This window comes from Paenibacillus sp. FSL R10-2199 (assembly GCF_038000235.1).
In the GTDB taxonomy this organism is placed as follows: domain Bacteria; phylum Bacillota; class Bacilli; order Paenibacillales; family Paenibacillaceae; genus Paenibacillus_AQ; species Paenibacillus_AQ phytohabitans.
The window spans coordinates 4527045-4545019 of the sequence record NZ_JBBOBO010000001.1 but is presented as its reverse complement, the minus strand read 5'-3'; the positions used below and the strand labels follow the sequence as shown (position 1 = coordinate 4545019).

Genomic DNA, 17975 nt, shown 5'->3' with positions numbered 1-17975 from the left:
GAAATGATGCAAAACAAAAATCAAGCAGCTTAGCAAACTTCAGGCATTATGAAGCTGCAGCAAGTCCTTGTTCTTCACGAAATAATCAATACCCGAATAGATGGTGATAATCGCTGCAGCCCAAATCGCAATATCATCCACCGGGATGCTGACGAACTGGAACGGGAAATTGTTAAGCAGAAGCAGCGAAATCGCGACAATCTGAGTGACTGTCTTTATCTTGCCCCATTTGCTCGCGGCCACTACTTTACCTTCAAGCAATGCCACCTGGCGCAGGCCGGTCACGGCAAATTCACGGCTGATGATGACAATGGCAATCCAGGAATCACATCTTCCCAGCTCAACCAGCGAGATCAATACTGCAGAGACCAGCAGCTTGTCTGCAAGCGGGTCCAGCAGTTTGCCGAGATTGGTGACCATGTTATACTTTCTGGCTATGTACCCGTCTATTCCATCTGTACTGGCGGCAAGCAGGAAAATAACAGCTGCAATCAAATGATTAATTGAAAGCTGAAATGAGCCCCAATGTATCGGTTCCGGATAGAAGCTGAAATCCACCAGCAGAAAAAACATCATAATCGGGATAAGACAAATACGTGCTAGCGTGATGCGGTTGGGCAAATTCACTGAAGTTCCTCCCCTGATCCATACGAATCCGATATTCCACAATTTTCTTCAAAACTGCTTTAGCTAGTATATTATAGCCATAAATAAGTGTCAAAAAAACATAAAATACCCCGCAAAGTAAGGTGCGTATACACTGCGGGGTACGTAAGCTTACTTTAAATTGTTAAACTGCAGATCGAGCGGCAAATCAGCTTTGCGCAGGAGCTGGATAATTTGCTGGAGGTCATCGCGGCTTTTACCGGTAACACGGATCTGATCCCCTTGAATGGTGCTCTTCACCTTTAGTTTGGAGTCACGGATCAAGATATTAATCTTCTTCGCGTTCTCCTGATCAATTCCCTGCTTCAGGCCCAGACGCTGGCGTACAGTGCCCAGTGAGGCGGGTTCTACTTTGCCAAAATCCATATTTTTCAGTGTAATTCCTCGCTTAACCATTTTCGACTGCAGGATATCAATAACCGCATTTAGCTTGTATTCATCCTCTGAAGCGATGATCAGCGCATCTTTTTCCAGCTTTAGACTGCTTTTGCTGTTCTTGAAATCGAAGCGGTTATCAATTTCCTTCTCCGTCTGATGGACCGCATTGGTCAATTCCTGCATATCCATTTTGGATACAATGTCGAATGAACTTTCCGAACTCATGATTCCACGTCCTTTGCTTACATTTAGTCTGTTCCTATTATATGAGAAAGGGACTCCTAAGTCTAATACTGGAAAGAAAAGCACCACAGGCATTACAAAACAACCCCACAAAGTGGGGCCCTGGCTTCCAGAGATAGAACGTAAAAGAGATAGAGCGTATAACTATGTATTAAGGATTACATTATAAAAAACACGTCTCCCGAAGCAAACTCCGGGAGACGCTCACATCCAGGTATTATCTGCTGCGTGCAGGAGCCCGGAACATATCCAGAATCCCGAGCACAATATGTGCCAGTCCGAAGCCCAGAATACCATAGCCCCAGGCACTCGGTGTCAGATAATAACCGAGGAGACTGACAATAATGCCAAGTCCTGTTACGATCCAGCTGACGGTCATGAGAGAATACACCTCACTTTGGAGTAAGAACTGTAAATCATTCCTAGGTTCTCCAATCCGCCGAAACCTATACATTGGATTTGCTATTCGGTTGTGGCACTCTCACCGTCAGAAGCAGCATTAGCTGCATCATCAGTGCCGGAGGCAGAAGTTCCGTCATCCAGCTCCAGGAGCAGCCGGGACGATGTTTTGCCATCGGTGATAACTTGTCCGTTTACTGAAATTGTGGTAGCCGGGGAATATCCGGATTTGATGTACATTCCTGCACTTCCGAGCGTAAAGCTCATATTATCGCCAGCCTTAGTGTTCCCGAAGCTTAGCTTCTCCCCCTTGGAGTTCTCACCCTGGTAGACTTCAAGCCAGCTGACTCCCGTCGCGGCAATCTCTACCTGAACCGAGCTTCCCGCAGGTGCCGTAACCTTATAGATTGTCGTTTTGCCCGACTTGCGGTCCTCTGTAACCGTTATGGACTGCGTGGACGGAGTCGGGGAAGGCACCGGAGTAGCAGTTGGTGCAACAGTCGCAGTTGCTCCAGTATCCGTAGTAGCTGTAGCTGCTGCACCGCCGCCGGCCGCTGTGGCTGAAGGCTGAACCTTCGCCGGATCTTGCGTAGCGGCAGTCAAACTCCCCGAATCCGTTTTGTCCGCCTCTTCTTTATTCATCGTTGAAGATGCATACAGATAGATGACCACAAGGATTAAGACAGGAAAGGTCCACATCAGCAAGGTAGGCAGCCACTTGGCATTCCGTTCCGTTTCAGGCTTGCGGCTCCGCTTCTGGATCACTGTCTCCATGGTGGTATCGACCGGAGCCGCAGGCACATTGCCGTGCTCCTCCATCAGTTCATCCGGGTTTACCCCGACCGCTTCAGCATAGGTTTTGATAAAGGCCCGGACATAGAAACTTCCCGGAAGCACTTTATAATCACCTGCTTCGATGGCTTCCAAATATTTTTTGCGGATCTTTGTTACTTCCTGGACATCATCAAGACTCATCCCTTTTTGCAGACGCGCCTCCTTCAAATGCCGGCCCAGTTCCGACATACCATCACCCCCTAAAAATATAATATATATTAAAGATCATCACTGTAGCTTGTCGTAAACGACTCGTACAATATCTCTTCGTTCGGCGTATTGCGCAGCTCGATAATGATATCGAAATCATCAAAGGTGTATTCGGATTCCCGCACAAAAATATCCGGGTGCTCAATCACCTTGGTGCTCGGCATACTCATAACGTTCTGCAGCAGGTTGTAATGCTTCTCATTCGAACGTATAGTGCTGACAATTCCGTCAATGATGAATACATTATTCGGGTTCAGCTCATCATCCGCCAGTTGGCTCCGTACCGTCTGCCGCAGCAGCGTCGATGAGACAAAGGTCCAGCGCTTCATGGCACATACACTGCCGGCAATAATAGATTCCGTCTTCCCTACACGCGGCATGCCTCGTAGACCTATAACCTGATTCCCTTCCCGCTTAAACAATTCACCGAGGAAATCCACCAGCAGTCCGAGCTCATCGCGGGTGAAGCGGAAGGTCTTGCGGTCATCCGAATCGCGGTCAATATATCGTCCATGACGGACGGCAAGCTTATCCACAAGGCGCGGAGAACGCAGTGCCGTAACCGTTATATTATCAACTTTTTTGAGCATCTCGCCCATCAGCATGATCTTCTCATCGTCACTGGTTTCCAGCAGCATCCCGCGGGTTTTGCCTTCAACACCGTTAATCGTCAGGATATTGACTTCCAGCATTCCCAGCATTGAAGCGATATCTCCAAGGAGACCGGGTCTGTTCTTATGTATCTTGTACTCCATATACCACTGTTTATATTCCACTTTAGCGCACCTCATAGATTCCTTTTCCCTGCATGTCACTTTCGCTACACGGGTCATGTTAATGATATATAAAAAAATTTTGAAAGGCAAGGACACTGTTGTAATAATTGCAGAAAAGCTCCCGCAAGGGGAGCTTCTTCCGCATGCTTATGCGTTTTTCTTTGCCAGTTTGACCATGAGTCCAGCAATGGTATGCTTCTCATCATCCGTTCCGACATCCCAGAGCTCTTTGATGGCCCGGTTGGAATAGTTGCCCGGATCGACCTTCTTATCGAGGAATTCCCCGATTTCAAAAGCCAGCTTGGTGATGGTCTCGTCGCTCATCCCCATTTTTTCGGCCTGAATGACCCGGTCTCCCAGAAAGCTTTTCCAGGTATCAAAGTTCTTCACTACGGAATCTGTTGACATCTTAAATCCTCCTCAAGTTGTAATGATATTGAGATTTAAAAGCAACAGTTATAATATGTCTCAAGCCGGAAGTTCTTATGCTGGAGCATTTCTCCAGAACTCATGCTGCCTGGCCTTAAGTAATCCAGCCGCCGTTCGGACTGATGATCTGGCCGGTAATATAGCCCGATTCAGGCAGCGCCAGAAAATAAACCAGCGATGAGATATCTTCAGGAGAAGCAAGCCTCCCCGCAGGGATCTCATCCTCCAGCATCTTCACCTCATCCGCCTGCAGATTGGCCAGCATGGCTGTTTGGACCGCTCCCGGCGCAACGGCATTGACCGTAACCTTGGAAGGTGCCAGCTCCTTCGCCAGCGCCTTGGTGAAAGCATTCACTCCGCCCTTGCTGGCCGAATACGCCACTTCACAGGAAGCGCCCGAAATCCCCCATACGGAAGAAACATTAATAATCCGCCCGTAACGCTGGGAGACCATATAAGGCATAAAAATCTGGCTGCACATAAAGGTGCCCTTCAGATTCACCGCCATAATATCGTCCCACTCTTCCTCCGTTACATCGGCCAGCATGCCATAATGCGCCTTCCCGGCATTGTTGACCAGGATATCCGGCATCATGCCGCTGGCCTCAAGCCGTTCGGCCATACGCACAAGCTGGCTGCGGTCCTTCATATCCGCAGCCACAGTCATCACCTTTGCCCCCAGCGCCATGCACCGCCGGGCAACATCATTCGCCGCTTCATGCGAATTCATATAATGAATCACAATGTTCATGCCTACCGAAGCAAATCGCTCGGCGATGGCTCCGCCGATTCCCCCGCTGCCTCCGGTAATGAGCACTGTCATTTCGCCTATCGCTTTGCTGCCCTCTCCCGGTAATGCCATTAAGGACTCACCACAAGCGACACAGCCAGCTGCTCCCAGTCCACATGATTACGCAGCCGGTCATTCACTTCCTCCAGCGTGATCGATTCATAGAGGGGAAGCACTTCGAACAGATCTCCGCCGCGGAACTGGTAACGGGTGAACTCATGGGCAATGCTCTCCGGCGAATTTAGCATACGCAGATAGCCACCGATTTTCTTTTTGCGGGCACGCTCGAAATCCTTCTCTGCGAAGCCCGTCTCCTGGATATGACCAACCTCTTCTTTGATCCGGTCAAGCAGAAGGCCCGGATCTTTGGTATCACCGCCGATTGCCGAGAACGCATATTGCGGGGAGCTGTTAAATTCATGGCCGAAGCTGTCCGAGATCAGTTCCTCATCATAGAGCTTCTGATACAGCGCCGTACTGCTGCCGAGCAGCAGATCCAGCATCAGTCTGGTGGTCAGATCACGGCGAACTGCAGCCTCACCCGTGAGGCCATCCACCTTTTCCTTGAACCCGAACATCATTTTGGGAATGGAGACCGCGAGCCGGCTCTCCACATGCTTCGATGCCACCTCATGCGGCTCGTGCTCGAAGATACGGGTGATTTCACCCTGCTTCTCATAATTTTTACCCTTTTGATTGTTGCGGATCAGTTCAAATACCTTCTCAGGATCGACACCGCCGACAATGAACAGCAGCATATTGCTGGGATGGTAGAAGGAGTTGTAACAGGTATACAGCGTTTCTTTGGTGATGGTTGCGATTGACTCGATGGTTCCGGCAATGTCAATATGAACCGGATGTTTGGCATACATCGCTTCGATCAGCCCGAAATACACACGCCAGTCCGGGTTATCCGCATACATGTTAATCTCCTGGCCGATGATCCCTTTTTCCTTCTCCACATTCTCATCCGTGAAATAAGGACGCTGCACAAAATCAACGAGCGTACTGAGATTCTGCTCAATGTTCTCCGTCGCCGAGAAAAGGTATACCGTCTGGTCAAAGCTGGTGAATGCATTCGCAGATGCGCCGTTGGAAGCAAAGGTGGCAAAGATATCGCCTTCGGGCTCTTCGAACATTTTGTGCTCCAGGAAGTGGGCGATACCGTCAGGCACGGTGGTTTCTTCCCCGCCCGCTACCTTAAAGTGATTGTCTACAGAACCGTATTTGGTCGCAAAGGTAGCGTAGGTTTTGAGAAAAGACGGCTTCGGCAGCACATACACCTGCAGACCGTTATCCATAACCTCATGATAGAGTGTTTCTTGAAGTCTTTCGTAATGGAGCTTTTCCACCGCTATTCCTCCTTCCCTGTCAGGAAATAAATCGTATCAAGCTGGAAGGTGTCAGCCGCAGCCTTCACTTCTTCCGCCCCGATGTGGTCAACCTGGTCCATCAGTTCCTGTGCAGAACGGTCTTTGCCGGATATCTGGCGGTTGAAATCAAACGAGATCATCTCAAATGCGGAATCCTGAATTTCGGACAAAAGGTTGCGGATCATCGCTTTGGTCTGGCTCAGCTCCAGATCACTGATATTGCCGGCCTTCAGCTCATCAAGCTGCTTGCGGATGATATCAACGGCCTTGCCGTAATTCTGGGTCTCAATTCCCGATTGAATCGTCCCGATGCCCTTATGCCCGTCGTAGCGGGAGGAAGCATAATAGGCCAGGCTCTCTTTCTCGCGCACGTTGACGAACAGCTTCGAATGCGGATATCCGCCGAGGATGCCGTTGTACATGAGCGCAGAAGCGTATCTGTCATCCTTGTACGTGATTGAGGTACGCAGACCCATATTCAGCTTGCCTTGATTGACATCCAGCTTCTCCTCCACCGTCCGCACTTCCGTAACCGTTACCGGGGTGAAGTCTGAGGTGTACGGCGCAGATTCGGAATGATGCGCGCGGCCGAAATTGGCAATGACCAGCTTCTCCACTTCTTCCGGTGTAGTATCACCTACCACGTACAGATCAAGGGTCGCTCTATTCAGCCAGGAATTATAGGACTGGTATAGCGATTCAGAGGTAATGGCATCCAGATCGGCTCTTTGTCCGAGCGGATGCAGACGGTAGGGTTCAAGGCGGCACATTTCCTCAATGCAGCGTTCTGCCGCGTAACGGATTTTATCGTTCACAATCGCTTCCAGCTTCTTGCGGACGGTCTCGCGTTCAGTCGCCACATAGGACGCGCGGAAGCTTCCGTCCTCCAGCAAAGGCCGGGTCAATACTTCTCCCAGAAAAGCAAAAGATTCTCCAAGCAGGCTCTCCTTGCTCTGTACGAAGGAGTCATTGATCGTGTCCATCCGGAACTGCACGATCTGATAATCGCCGCGTTTGTAGATGTCGAAGCCGAAACCTGCACCATAAAGCTCCTCCAGACGTTCGCGGAACTGGGTGGTTTCAGGGTAGGAGGCTGTGCCCCGGCGGAGCACAAAAGGAACCAGAGCTGTAGGGGTGACGGTACTTTCGTCAAGCGGAACGCCGGCATAAAGTGAGATGGCGAACGTCTTGAACGCCTTGGTCGGCAGAACGTGTATGCGCATGCCTGCGGCGCTGCCATGTTGAAATCCATTATTTGTCAAGTCCAAAACTCCTTTGCGGCGTGGGTAGATGCTATACAACAAGTTTATGAAGTATTATCCATTCTAAACCATTCCAAAGTAAGGAAGCAACCGGAAGACAGCGTACCGGTTGCTCTCAGAAAGGATTTATACGGACGCTGTCATGCTGCCATTAATGCCTTGCTGTGCAAAAACATTCCTTCAGCTACATACAGAAAATATGCTCACCGATCGTCTTCACCTGCGGTCGGCTCCAGATCCATTTGGAAGTAGCTGTCTTGGGATTGAAATAATAGAGGCAGCCGCCGGAAGGGTCCCAGCCGTTAAGCGCCTGCTGCACTGCCTTGCGTGCCTGTTCATTAGGCTCCAGATAAATTTGTCCGTCAGCTACAGCCGTAAAGGCTCCGGGTTGAAAAATCACCCCCGAAGGCGTGTTGGGAAAGCTCGGCGATTTAACCCGGTTTAGAATAACCGCCGCCACCGCTACCTGTCCTTCAAACGGCTCCCCGCGTGATTCACCGTAAACGGCATTAGCCATGATTTTCAGGTCATTTTCGGACAGCCCCATCGTATTGCCGGAAGACAGCTCAGCTGTATTCGTTTTGGCTGTATCATTCTTTTTTGCCGCCGTTCCGGATGATGTATCCTTATTGGCGGTCGATGTCTTGGGGGCTGTAGGTTTCCAGGCTGTTGTTGCATTGTACAGTTTGAGCTTTGTTTTGGCACCAACAACTCCGTCGGATTTCAAGCCGAATTTCCACTGGAACCAGGTGACGGCATTTTTGGTTTTGGCTCCGAACTGGCTGTCAATGGGACCGGCATAATAGCCAAGATGCTTAAGTCTCCCCTGCAGCTCATACACATCCTGTCCGGAAGATCCAAGCTTCAGCGGCGTTGTGCCAAAAGCGGGTAATGCTTCTTCCCCTTCGTCAGGAATTTCAGTTATAACCGGCTCTGCTGCATACGATTGGGCGTACGTCACGCCGCGTTCTTCAAAGAATACGCCGGCAAATGGTGCGGCGGCCAAGGCAAGGGTTAGTGCGGCAAAGATCCACTGCTTATGTTTTGTCATGGGGGTTCGCTCTACCTTTCTCTTGTAAGTTCTGCATGAATGGCTAAAGTTATTATGACGACTCACAAGACATCCTATGCATTACCGTAAGACTGGCAAGAGCAAATCCATTGCAACTGAGAACGATTATCAACTATACTTGGGTTATGAACCAACAGGAGTTGAGAAGAATCATGAATCTGAAGGACCATATCATACTGTGGAACCACGCTTTAATAGAAGTTATTGATATCCGCAAGGCCTCTTTCACTTCGGGAGAACCTCCGCTGCTGTACCGCCTTCCAGCCAGTACATATATGTATGTCGTACGCGGCAGTGCAACTGTGCTTATAGATGAGATTTCATTTGAAATCAGCGGCTCCAGTGTCATTCATGGCGGCAAAGGCATGATGATCAAAGTGCTCAAGACACAGGAAATCCTGGATTATTACTTAATTTTATACAGATCCACACTTACGCTCCCCGGACGGCGGAATCTTACAGCACTTATGGAGCGCAGCCGGCCTTTTAGCAAAATTTACAATTTCACTCCAGGCAATCCGCTTCCGCTGTACGAGATCCTGATCCAGATGTATGGCGAATGGCAGCAAGGCGGCGTACTCGAGCATCTGCATGCCAAAGCCTTGTTCTATCAATGGGTCCATGAGCTGCTCCGTCAGCTCCATGCGCAGGATATTCAGCCCCTCAAAGCGGATTCGCTGGACCAGGCAGTACGCTACATGCACGACAGTTACAGCAAACCATTCACGCTGGATGCACTCGCCGGCACACTCGGGATGAGCCCGAGAACCTTGTCGAGGCTTTTCCGGATGAGGCTTCAGACCAGCCCTGCCCAGTATATGATACAGATCCGTATGGACAAAGCCCGGGAGCTGCTACTGAATACAGAGTCCACGCTGCATGATATTGCGCTTGCCGTCGGCTACCCGGATGCATATCATTTCGGCAAAATGTTCAAAAAGCATTTCGGCACCTCGCCGGTAAGGTACAAAAATTCCCTGCTAACCGTGTCAAACTGGCCGGAAATACCATCCGCTGTGTCCGCTTATGACATTGCCTGGGAAGACACTCTCCGATATATTGATGATGATAATCATTATCAATATAACCCAAAAGGAGCGTCACCCATGTTCAGAACGGCTAAACCATCCCTAATGCTCACCTTGTTGTTATGCTTCACCATAGTGTTAAGCGCGTGTTCCGCAGGAGGTGCCAACAACACTACAGCGGGCAATGCCAGCAACTCAGGAGCCGCTTCGCCTGCTGCGACTGCAGCCGCTACAACATCCCCTGATAACACTGCAGCCGAGGCCCAGACCCGGACCATCTCCACCGTCAAAGGAGACGTAGAGGTTCCAGCCGATCCCCAGCGTGTGGTAGTACTGTATCTGCTGGGCGATGTCCTCGCACTTGGTATCAAACCCATAGGTGTATCTGATGTATCCGAAGGCGCAGCCTTTGAGAATGAATTGAAGGATGTACAGAAACTGGGCACCTGGTTTGAGGCTAGTCCTGAGGCTGTACTCTCGCTGGATCCCGATCTGATCATTGTTCCTTCTGAGGAGACCTATGCAGCACTGCATGACATCGCACCGACAGTGCTGGTCCCTTATGAGAAGATGACGACCGATGAGCGGGTAAGGTTCATTGGACATATTTTCGGCAAGGAAGAACAGGCTACCGGCCTTTTGAACAGCTTCAATGCCAAAGTGGAGGACAGTAAGCAGAAGCTGCAGGAAGCGGGAATTCTCGGTTCAACGGTCTCCATCATGGAAGGCGGCGCAGACCGCAGCATGGTAGTGGTCATGAGCAAACAATATGGCCGGGGTTCACAGGTCATTTATGAATATCTCGGAATGAAGGCGCCTGAGATTCTCCAGCAAAAAATTGATTCCAAGAGCGATATGGGCGGTGATTCCGTATCCTTTGAAGTTCTGGCCGATTACAGTGGAGATTATATCTTCCGTTCTTCCTACGATGGGATGGCTGATCTGACTACCGATCCGCTCTGGAACAGCATTCCGGCAGTCAAAGAAGGCCGCCTGATGGAGATTGACTTCGGATTATCCTATTACAGCGATATCTATTCGCTGAACGCACAGCTTGATTTCATTGTGGACAAACTGCTTGCAGCACCCCGGGTGAAATAATTTTAGATTGACCACAAATTGCCTAACTTAAAAAAGATGACCCGTATCTACTTCTACGGGTCATCTTTTTTGGGTTATGAACTGATTCTGTTATGCTGATACTGTTCAAGGGACATCAGCACCTCACGGGGCTTGCTGCCCTCGTAAGGCCCGATCACGCTTCTTGCCTCCATGGCATCAATTAACCGTGCAGCACGGGTGTAACCGACCCGCATGCGCCGCTGAAGCAGAGACACCGAGGCTTGCTTGGCTTCCAGCACAATCTGGACGGCTTGTTCATATAATTCATCCTGCGGATCCTGATCCTCCGATAGGGTATCATCCACTTCAGGAACAAGGGATTCATCATAATTCGCTTCACCCTGGCTGCTTACATACTGTACAATGGTTTCGACCTCCTGATCGCTCATGAAGGCCCCCTGGACACGAATCGGCTTGGAAGCTCCCATTGGCAGGAACAGCATATCCCCCCGTCCCAGCAGCTTCTCTGCACCCGGCATATCCAGAATGGTCCGTGAATCCACATTCGAAGATACTCCAAATGCAATCCGCGAAGGAATATTCGCCTTAATCAGTCCGGTAATGACGTCCACGGAAGGACGCTGTGTGGCGATGATCAGATGAATTCCCGCCGCCCGCGCCATCTGGGCAAGCCGGCAGATCGCATCTTCGACATCATTCGCCGCCACCATCATCAGATCGGCAAGCTCGTCCACAATTACTACAATGTAGGGCAATACCGCTGCCGGATTATCTTTCATTAATGTATTATAGCCTTCCATATTACGCGTGCCTGACTTGGAGAACAGCTCATACCGCTTCTCCATCTCCACCACTATCTTCTTCAAGGCAAGACTGGCCCGCTTGGGATCGGTAACCACCGGCGCAAGCAGATGCGGAATGCCGTTATATACATTCAGCTCAACCATCTTAGGGTCAACCATGAGGAACTTTACTTCATTAGGCTTCGCCTTATACAGGATACTGGTAATAATGCCGTTAATGCAGACGGATTTACCGGAACCGGTAGCCCCCGCTACCAGCAGATGGGGCATCTTGGCCAGATTGCCTATAATCGTCTGACCGGAGATATCCCGTCCGAACGCAATCGACAACCGTGACTCTGCCTCCTGAAAAATCTGCGTCTCCATTACTTCACGCATGGTTACAATTGAGACCTCGGAGTTCGGCACTTCAATACCGATGGCTGACTTGCCCGGAATCGGCGCTTCCATCCGGATATCCTTGGCTGCCAGCGCCAGCGCGATATCATCGGTAAGATTGACAATCCGGCTGACCTTCACGCCGATATCCGGTTGAATCTCATACCGGGTAACAGCCGGTCCCCGGACAACCTCAAGCACCTTCGCCCGGACACCGAAGCTCTCAAGTGTAGCTTCCAGCTTACGGGCCGTCTGCATGTAGTCATTCTGGTCTCCGGCCTTGGCTCCGTTATTAGGCTTGGCCAGCAGCCGGAAGGATGGAAGCTTGTACGGCTTGGGCGGAGGAGGTGGCGGAACTGCCGGAACCACTTCACCATTCTCTGCCGTTCCCAGCAGCCCTTCCAGCTCTACAGGAAGTCCGTCCTCTGCAGCTTCATCCGCAAGTGCAGGATGTCCGGCAGCAGCAGGGAGAGCCTCATCGCCCGCTCCTGTAACACCGCCGCCGCGTGCAGCCGGCGAGAACTCGCTCCACTCCTCCCGGTCCTCCGCATTCAGACCTTCCGAGCGGATGTGCTCGAAGAAGTCGCGGATGATCGGGGTAACCGGCTCCAGATCTTCTTCGGGGAATTCATCCTCGCCGAAATCTTCCGGCGGCATTCCCCTGCCGGCCGCAAGCCCGGATATTATCGGACCGTTCCGCGGTTCTGTCAGGATTACATCCGGCAGTTCCCCGTCATCATATTCTTCCGTCCCGGGCTGCTGCTGATTACGGGCGGAGCCGCTGAACCAGCCGACCACTCTTCCCAGCAGGTTCGGCTGTGCACGTCTAGGCAGCTGATTATTGTTCTCTTCATCGTCTTCGTAGTAGTCATCATCATCTGCCGGCTGCGGTGCAGCAGGTGTGCTGTTTCTTGCAGCTCTGGGCACTACCGGAACCGCTGCAGGGCGGTTGGCTGATCTGAGCTTTATTCCTTCCACCAGCTTAACCGCTCTTACCCGGAGCAGCGTAAACAGCTCCACATACGACAGATTGGTAATCAGCATGAAGCTGATCGCCAGCAGAACAATCATAAGCAGCTTGGCGCCCAGATTGCCGAACAGCCACAGTAGAGCTGCATACTCCAGCGCTCCGATGTACCCTCCGCTGATGTCCTTGCCGAGCATGTACACGCTGCTCTCACCAGCGCCCGGAGACAGTGAACCCGAGAGGTCATTATGTATTTGGGCCAGCACATTGCCCGGATGCAGCATTCCGATCGGTCCCAGCTTCTGCTGCATAGCCGAAATCGTACTCATCAGGCACATGGACAGCAGCAGCAACAGCCCGCCGGTATACCGGCTGTTCCAGGTGGACGGCCATTTACGGTGAATCATGACCATCAGTCCATAGAAAATGCCGGCCAGCGGCAGCACAAAATAGAATCTGCCGAGTAAGTATCCCGCCATACTTGAAAGAGAGCGCCCTACAGCCGCTTCACCTGACAAAGCAATGACGGAGATCGTAATAAGCAGAATTCCATAGATTTCATATTTTAAAACGCTGCCCAGCAGCGCTTTTTTCTTTTTCTTTTTTCTTTTTTTAGCCACGCCAGCCACCCCCACAACATTATACCATATAATGGCGTGGCGTACCTATGTTCTCTTTTGTCAGAAAATGCATCTATAGGCAGTATGTTCGCATTTATTTGTCTAATTGAATGACCGATCCGGGGGACAGGGCTGCCTCCAGATACCTGTGCAGCGGACACTGAAGCAGCCTGACAATCCGCGCCTGACCGCCTTCAAGCGGTTCGACCTGCATCAGCATCCCTTGATAGCTGACCTCCTGCACCGGCAGCGCATAATTAAGTGCACCCTCAAACACCTGCTCCATCGGCAGAATCGTATAAAAGGTCATTGAGTCAGTCCTCCCGGCGCCAGATGATCAGGCGAAAGCGAAACGTTTCCCGCAATCATTTGGTTCAGATGGGCCAGAGCAGCTCCTATACCGCCCACCTCATCCATAAGACCATATTTCACGGCATCCTGTCCGCCGACAGCGGTACCGATGTCACGGTTCAGCTCTCCGGTTTTGAACATCAGGTCTTTAAATTGCGACTCTGTAATACGGGAATGCGAAGTTACAAATTTAACCATCCGCTCCTGCATCCGCTCCATATATTCGAAGGTTTGCGGCACTCCAATCACGAGACCGTTCATCCTGATCGGATGAATCGTCATCGTTGCACTCTCGGCAATAATGGAATAGCTGGAGGATACCGCGATCGGGACGCCAATGCTATGGCCGCCGCCGATTACCACTGTCACAGTTGGCTTGGACAAGGAGGCAATCATCTCGGCAATGGCCAGCCCGGCCTCCACATCCCCTCCGACGGTGTTCAAGATAATCAGCAGCCCTTTAATATTCTTATTCTGCTCGGCGGCAACCAGCTGGGGAATGATGTGTTCATATTTCGTAGTTTTATTATGCGGCGGCAATACGAAATGTCCTTCGATCTGGCCGATAATCGTCATGCAGAAAATATCCGGCTCCCCTGTAGGAACCGCCGTTTGCCCCAGCTCCTTCAGCACCCCCACCGGTCCGGGCAGCACAGGTTCACTGACCCCGGGTTTGATCTCTCCAGGCATAATCTCTTCGTTCTTGCCGCTGTTCATGCTTGCTTCTGTGAAGTCCATTGTGCGCAGCTCTCCCTTTCTGCTTACAGCACCCATCCGCTGCAGCCATACTATCTCCTGGTAGTATGACATTCCGGGGGACTCCCTTATGCAAATCCGGTTATAAAATATCAGTCTGTGTTTGTTCAAGTTAATAGGGATCTGCTACGGCACCAAGCACTGCCCCCCGGATATAGGGTTGTCCATTCAAGCTCTTCAGACCTGCGGCAGAGCCGGTGACAACAACTCCCAGAATCCGGACATCTGCCGCGTCAGGCTCAGCCTTATCCTTTTTGAGGTACCGGCTGATCCGGCTGTATTCGCTATAATAATTGTCTTTATACTCCAGCCCGGATTGAAGCCATCCCAGAAAATCCACCGGCGATACCTCACCGCCATTATCATTGGGTCCGGTGCCGAACCCATAAATGCCTGAGGAAGATGATACAGGCTGCGGACTTATCATTACGCCATCCCAACCCTCGTGGGATTTCAGATAGAACCCGGAACTTTCGTCATACGTATCCACCCAATACCATACAGGTCTGGCCTCTTTAGGAAGCATTCTTTTCACCTCCTCGAAGGAATAGGGTTGATCAAAAGACAGCGCCATCTCAGCCAATTCATCCGGTTCCATCGCGGTAAGCAGGTTAAGGTCATTGAGGATTGAACTGTCGTATTCCACGCCCGGAATGTAATAGGCCATCTCCTTTTGCCCATTGTGCGGGTTATACTGCCGTCTGAACGCCTGGCTGTCCGGATTTCCCGGGGGCGCTGACTCCTGCAGATTGGTTGTTCCCCCATAAGCTCCGGTAGCAAACGGAAACCACCACTCGTTATAATTGAACCATTTCTCATTCCACGGAACAGGTACGCCTTCAATGATCTTATAAGTATTCATTTCCAGCACTCCAGATAGGAATCCGCGGTTGTCTCTATAGCTGGACGTATATTCATTGGGACTGCTAATCATCAGATATTTCCATTCACTCATCTTTGTCTCAGCGGAGCGGTGGGCCACCAGCTGTGCCGCACCGAAAAATATCGCGGTCAATGTAATAAGGGTAACGAGCAGTGAAATAACAATACTGCGGATTATGCTTTTACGTTTAGCTTTTTTTAGTGTCAGGGCCAGATTCTGATCCTCTTGTCCTTCCCATGGGGCTGTCATTCAGCCTCACCTCCGTAAATGTGTTGAAACTGCTGCCTGGCACGGTACAGAGAAGCCTTCACTGTACCTTCTGTGACTCCCAAGAGCGCAGCAATTTGTTTATAGGAGAACTCCATTTCATACTTCAGCAGAATCAGCTGGCGGTTCGCCGGGTTCATCCTGCCGAGGATCTTCTCAATAAGTATTTTTTGCTCCTGCTGCAGCAGCATGGACTCCGGGAGTTCGCTCTCCGGCGCTTCATAATCCTCCATTTCATCAGAATACCGGAACCGTGTCTGCCTCCGGCATAAATCATAGTAGCTGTTAATCGCTACCTTATAGAGCCAGGCACTGTACTTATGGCCGTCAATCCCGTCAATATACAGCAAGGCTTTGTAGACTGTATCCTGTACGATATCTTCCGCATCTGCACTTCCGGCACCCAGCCGGATTAAATATCTGCGTATTTCTGCCATTTTGGATTGGAGCAGCTGCTCTTTGTTTCCAGCCCCCACTTTCACACCCCCTTGGCAGTATAACGATTGAGCTCCTTAAATGTTGTGTCCGCCAGCAAAAAAATCTTATAGCTGCACAAAAATCCCCTCCTCCCCAGGAAACCGTCCAATATTTCCGGGGAGAAGGGGCTATTGCCCTGCATATATTCTAAATGAAGCTTTGAATTATACTTCCATGATGATCGGCAGGATCATCGGTCTGCGGCGTGTCTGCTCGTAGAGGAAACGGCCAAGCGAGTCTTTGACACTGGTCTTCAGAGAAGCCCACTCATTGACCTTCTCACTCATCAGACGCTGCAGCGTACCGGATACAATCCGGTTAGCTTCGTCCAGAAGACCTTCAGACTCCCGCACGTAGACAAATCCGCGGGAAATGATATCCGGTCCGGAGACAATAGCTCCATTCTGCTTGCTGAGTGTTACCACTACAACCAGAATTCCGTCCTGGGACAAGAGCTTACGGTCACGCAGTACGATATTGCCGACATCGCCGACACCAAGTCCGTCAATGAGCACGTTGCCTGCAGTAACCTTGCCGGCTCTGCGTGCTGCTCCTCCGGAAATTTCAATCACTTCGCCAAGCTCTGTGATGAAGATGTTGCTTGGTTCTACACCGACGGACTCTGCAAGAATTGCATGCCTGCGCTGCATACGGAACTCACCGTGAATCGGAATGAAGAATTTCGGCTTCATCAGGTTGAGCATCAGCTTCAGCTCTTCCTGGCTGCCGTGACCGGATACGTGAACACCGGAGTTGGAGCCGCTGTAAATTACATTGGCGCCAAGACGGAAGAGTTCATCAATGGTACGGCCTACATACTTCTCATTACCCGGTACTGGTGTAGCTGCAATAATAACAGTATCGCCCGGCATAATGTCTACCTTGCGGTGACTGGAGCGCGCCATACGGGTCAGCGCGGACATTGGTTCGCCCTGGCTGCCTGTGCAAAGCACAACTACACGGTTGCCGGCCATTCTGTTCATTTCTTCCGGTTCAATCAGCATACCGTCAGGAATGTACAGGTAACCGAGCTCGGAAGCAATGGAAACAACGTTTACCATACTGCGCCCGATGACAGTAATCTTGCGGCCTGTCGATTCTGCAGCATTCACCACCTGCTGGATACGGTGCACGTTGGAAGCAAAGGTTGCTACAACTACACGCTGTTCAGCTTTACGGAAAATATCTTCCAGAACAATACCGACATTCTTCTCCGAAGGTGTAAAGCCCGGCTTCTCGGCATTGGTACTGTCAGACAGCAGTGCAAGCACACCCTTCGATCCGATTTCGGCCATCCGGTGCAGGTTCGCAAATTGACCGTTAACTGGCGTGTGGTCGAATTTGAAGTCACCTGTGTGGACAACATTGCCTTCCGGCGTCTCGATGCATACACCGACGGAATCAGGAATACTATGGTTGGTTCTGAAGAATGTTACCTTAAGCGAGGTGCCAAGCTCAATTTCCGAATCTTCGTTGATCAGAATCCGTTTGGTTTCACCCAGCAGGTTCGCTTCCTTGAGCTTGTTATCCACAAGGCCAAGTGTAAGTCTTGTTCCATAGACTGGAACATTCAGGTTCTTGAGCACATAAGACAATCCGCCAATGTGATCTTCATGTCCGTGGGTAAGCACAATCCCTCTTACTTTGTCACGGTTCTCAGTCAGGTACGAGATGTCAGGTATTACAATATCAATACCGAGCATATCTTCTTCCGGGAATTTCAGACCGGCATCCACGACTACAATGTCGTTGCCGTACTGAATAACGTACATGTTTTTTCCGATCTCGCCGACTCCGCCTAATGCGAATATCGACAATTTATCGTTGTTGTTTTTTTTCGACAAATGAATCTAACCCTCCTATGATGTTGGACGTCATACTTTTATTTGTAAACAATGAGCTTCAATTATTTCAGCGGCGCTGTAGACTT

Annotated in this window: 17 protein-coding genes; 1 reads left to right on the top strand and 16 read right to left on the bottom strand. The window is 50.6% G+C overall.

Annotated elements, in window-relative coordinates; genetic code table 11:
• Positions 1-39: 39 nt before the first annotated feature.
• The 10 genes from pgsA to sleB form a co-directional block, all read right to left on the bottom strand.
• Positions 40-627: a CDP-diacylglycerol--glycerol-3-phosphate 3-phosphatidyltransferase gene (pgsA, locus tag NYE33_RS19780; protein WP_039294770.1), complete on the bottom strand. Its 588-nt coding sequence runs from the start codon at positions 625-627 to the stop codon at positions 40-42.
• Between the two features lie 150 nt (positions 628-777).
• Positions 778-1269 (bottom strand): YajQ family cyclic di-GMP-binding protein, encoded by a 492-nt coding sequence (locus NYE33_RS19775; protein WP_042138080.1) that lies wholly within the window; start codon positions 1267-1269, stop codon positions 778-780.
• A 235-nt stretch (positions 1270-1504) separates the two neighbouring features.
• Positions 1505-1666 (bottom strand): hypothetical protein, encoded by a 162-nt coding sequence (locus NYE33_RS19770; protein WP_167347618.1) that lies wholly within the window; start codon positions 1664-1666, stop codon positions 1505-1507.
• A gap of 83 nt (positions 1667-1749) precedes the next feature.
• Positions 1750-2709, bottom strand: coding sequence for a RodZ domain-containing protein (locus tag NYE33_RS19765; protein ID WP_042138082.1), 960 nt, complete (start codon positions 2707-2709; stop codon positions 1750-1752).
• Between the two features lie 29 nt (positions 2710-2738).
• Positions 2739-3506, bottom strand: coding sequence for a DUF3388 domain-containing protein (locus NYE33_RS19760; protein ID WP_042138084.1), 768 nt, complete (start codon positions 3504-3506; stop codon positions 2739-2741).
• 147 nt (positions 3507-3653) lie between these two features.
• Positions 3654-3914, bottom strand: a complete 261-nt coding sequence (locus tag NYE33_RS19755; protein WP_036692667.1) for a DUF3243 domain-containing protein — start codon at positions 3912-3914, stop codon at positions 3654-3656.
• Positions 3915-4029: 115 nt separating this feature from the next.
• Complete coding sequence (gene ymfI / locus NYE33_RS19750) at positions 4030-4797, bottom strand: elongation factor P 5-aminopentanone reductase (protein WP_042138087.1); 768 nt, start codon at positions 4795-4797, stop codon at positions 4030-4032.
• The gene (gene yfmH / locus NYE33_RS19745; RefSeq protein ID WP_042138089.1) at positions 4797-6077 is read right to left on the bottom strand and encodes an EF-P 5-aminopentanol modification-associated protein YfmH; all 1281 of its coding nucleotides are present in this window, start codon (positions 6075-6077) and stop codon (positions 4797-4799) included. Before yfmH ends, ymfI begins: the two co-directional genes overlap by 1 nt.
• A 2-nt stretch (positions 6078-6079) precedes the next feature.
• A complete protein-coding gene (gene yfmF / locus NYE33_RS19740) occupies positions 6080-7360 on the bottom strand; it encodes an EF-P 5-aminopentanol modification-associated protein YfmF (RefSeq protein WP_341067103.1) in 1281 nt (426 codons plus the stop codon).
• A gap of 184 nt (positions 7361-7544) precedes the next feature.
• Positions 7545-8411: a spore cortex-lytic enzyme gene (sleB, locus tag NYE33_RS19735; protein WP_042138092.1), complete on the bottom strand. Its 867-nt coding sequence runs from the start codon at positions 8409-8411 to the stop codon at positions 7545-7547.
• Positions 8412-8557: 146 nt separating this feature from the next.
• Between sleB and NYE33_RS19730 the strand changes: the two genes are divergently transcribed.
• Positions 8558-10561: an AraC family transcriptional regulator gene (locus NYE33_RS19730; protein ID WP_341067100.1), complete on the top strand. Its 2004-nt coding sequence runs from the start codon at positions 8558-8560 to the stop codon at positions 10559-10561.
• Between the two features lie 74 nt (positions 10562-10635).
• Here NYE33_RS19730 and NYE33_RS19725 read toward each other — a convergent pair whose 3' ends face one another.
• From NYE33_RS19725 to NYE33_RS19700, 6 genes are all read right to left on the bottom strand, one after another.
• Entirely contained in the window at positions 10636-13311 is a 2676-nt protein-coding gene (locus NYE33_RS19725; protein ID WP_341067097.1) for an FtsK/SpoIIIE family DNA translocase, read from the bottom strand.
• Positions 13312-13405: 94 nt separating this feature from the next.
• Entirely contained in the window at positions 13406-13621 is a 216-nt protein-coding gene (locus NYE33_RS19720; RefSeq protein ID WP_042138098.1) for a YlzJ-like family protein, read from the bottom strand.
• Positions 13618-14352: a ClpP family protease gene (locus NYE33_RS19715; RefSeq protein ID WP_231575430.1), complete on the bottom strand. Its 735-nt coding sequence runs from the start codon at positions 14350-14352 to the stop codon at positions 13618-13620. Before NYE33_RS19715 ends, NYE33_RS19720 begins: the two co-directional genes overlap by 4 nt.
• A gap of 178 nt (positions 14353-14530) precedes the next feature.
• Positions 14531-15550, bottom strand: a complete 1020-nt coding sequence (locus tag NYE33_RS19710; protein ID WP_340944820.1) for an anti sigma factor C-terminal domain-containing protein — start codon at positions 15548-15550, stop codon at positions 14531-14533.
• Entirely contained in the window at positions 15547-16044 is a 498-nt protein-coding gene (locus NYE33_RS19705; protein WP_231575157.1) for an RNA polymerase sigma factor, read from the bottom strand. The genes NYE33_RS19710 and NYE33_RS19705 overlap by 4 nt, the downstream gene beginning before the upstream one ends.
• Positions 16045-16209: 165 nt before the next feature.
• Positions 16210-17889 carry a ribonuclease J gene (locus NYE33_RS19700; protein WP_039294807.1) on the bottom strand — a complete coding sequence of 560 codons (1680 nt, stop codon included), beginning with the start codon at positions 17887-17889 and terminating at the stop codon, positions 16210-16212.
• Positions 17890-17975 lie beyond the last annotated feature (86 nt).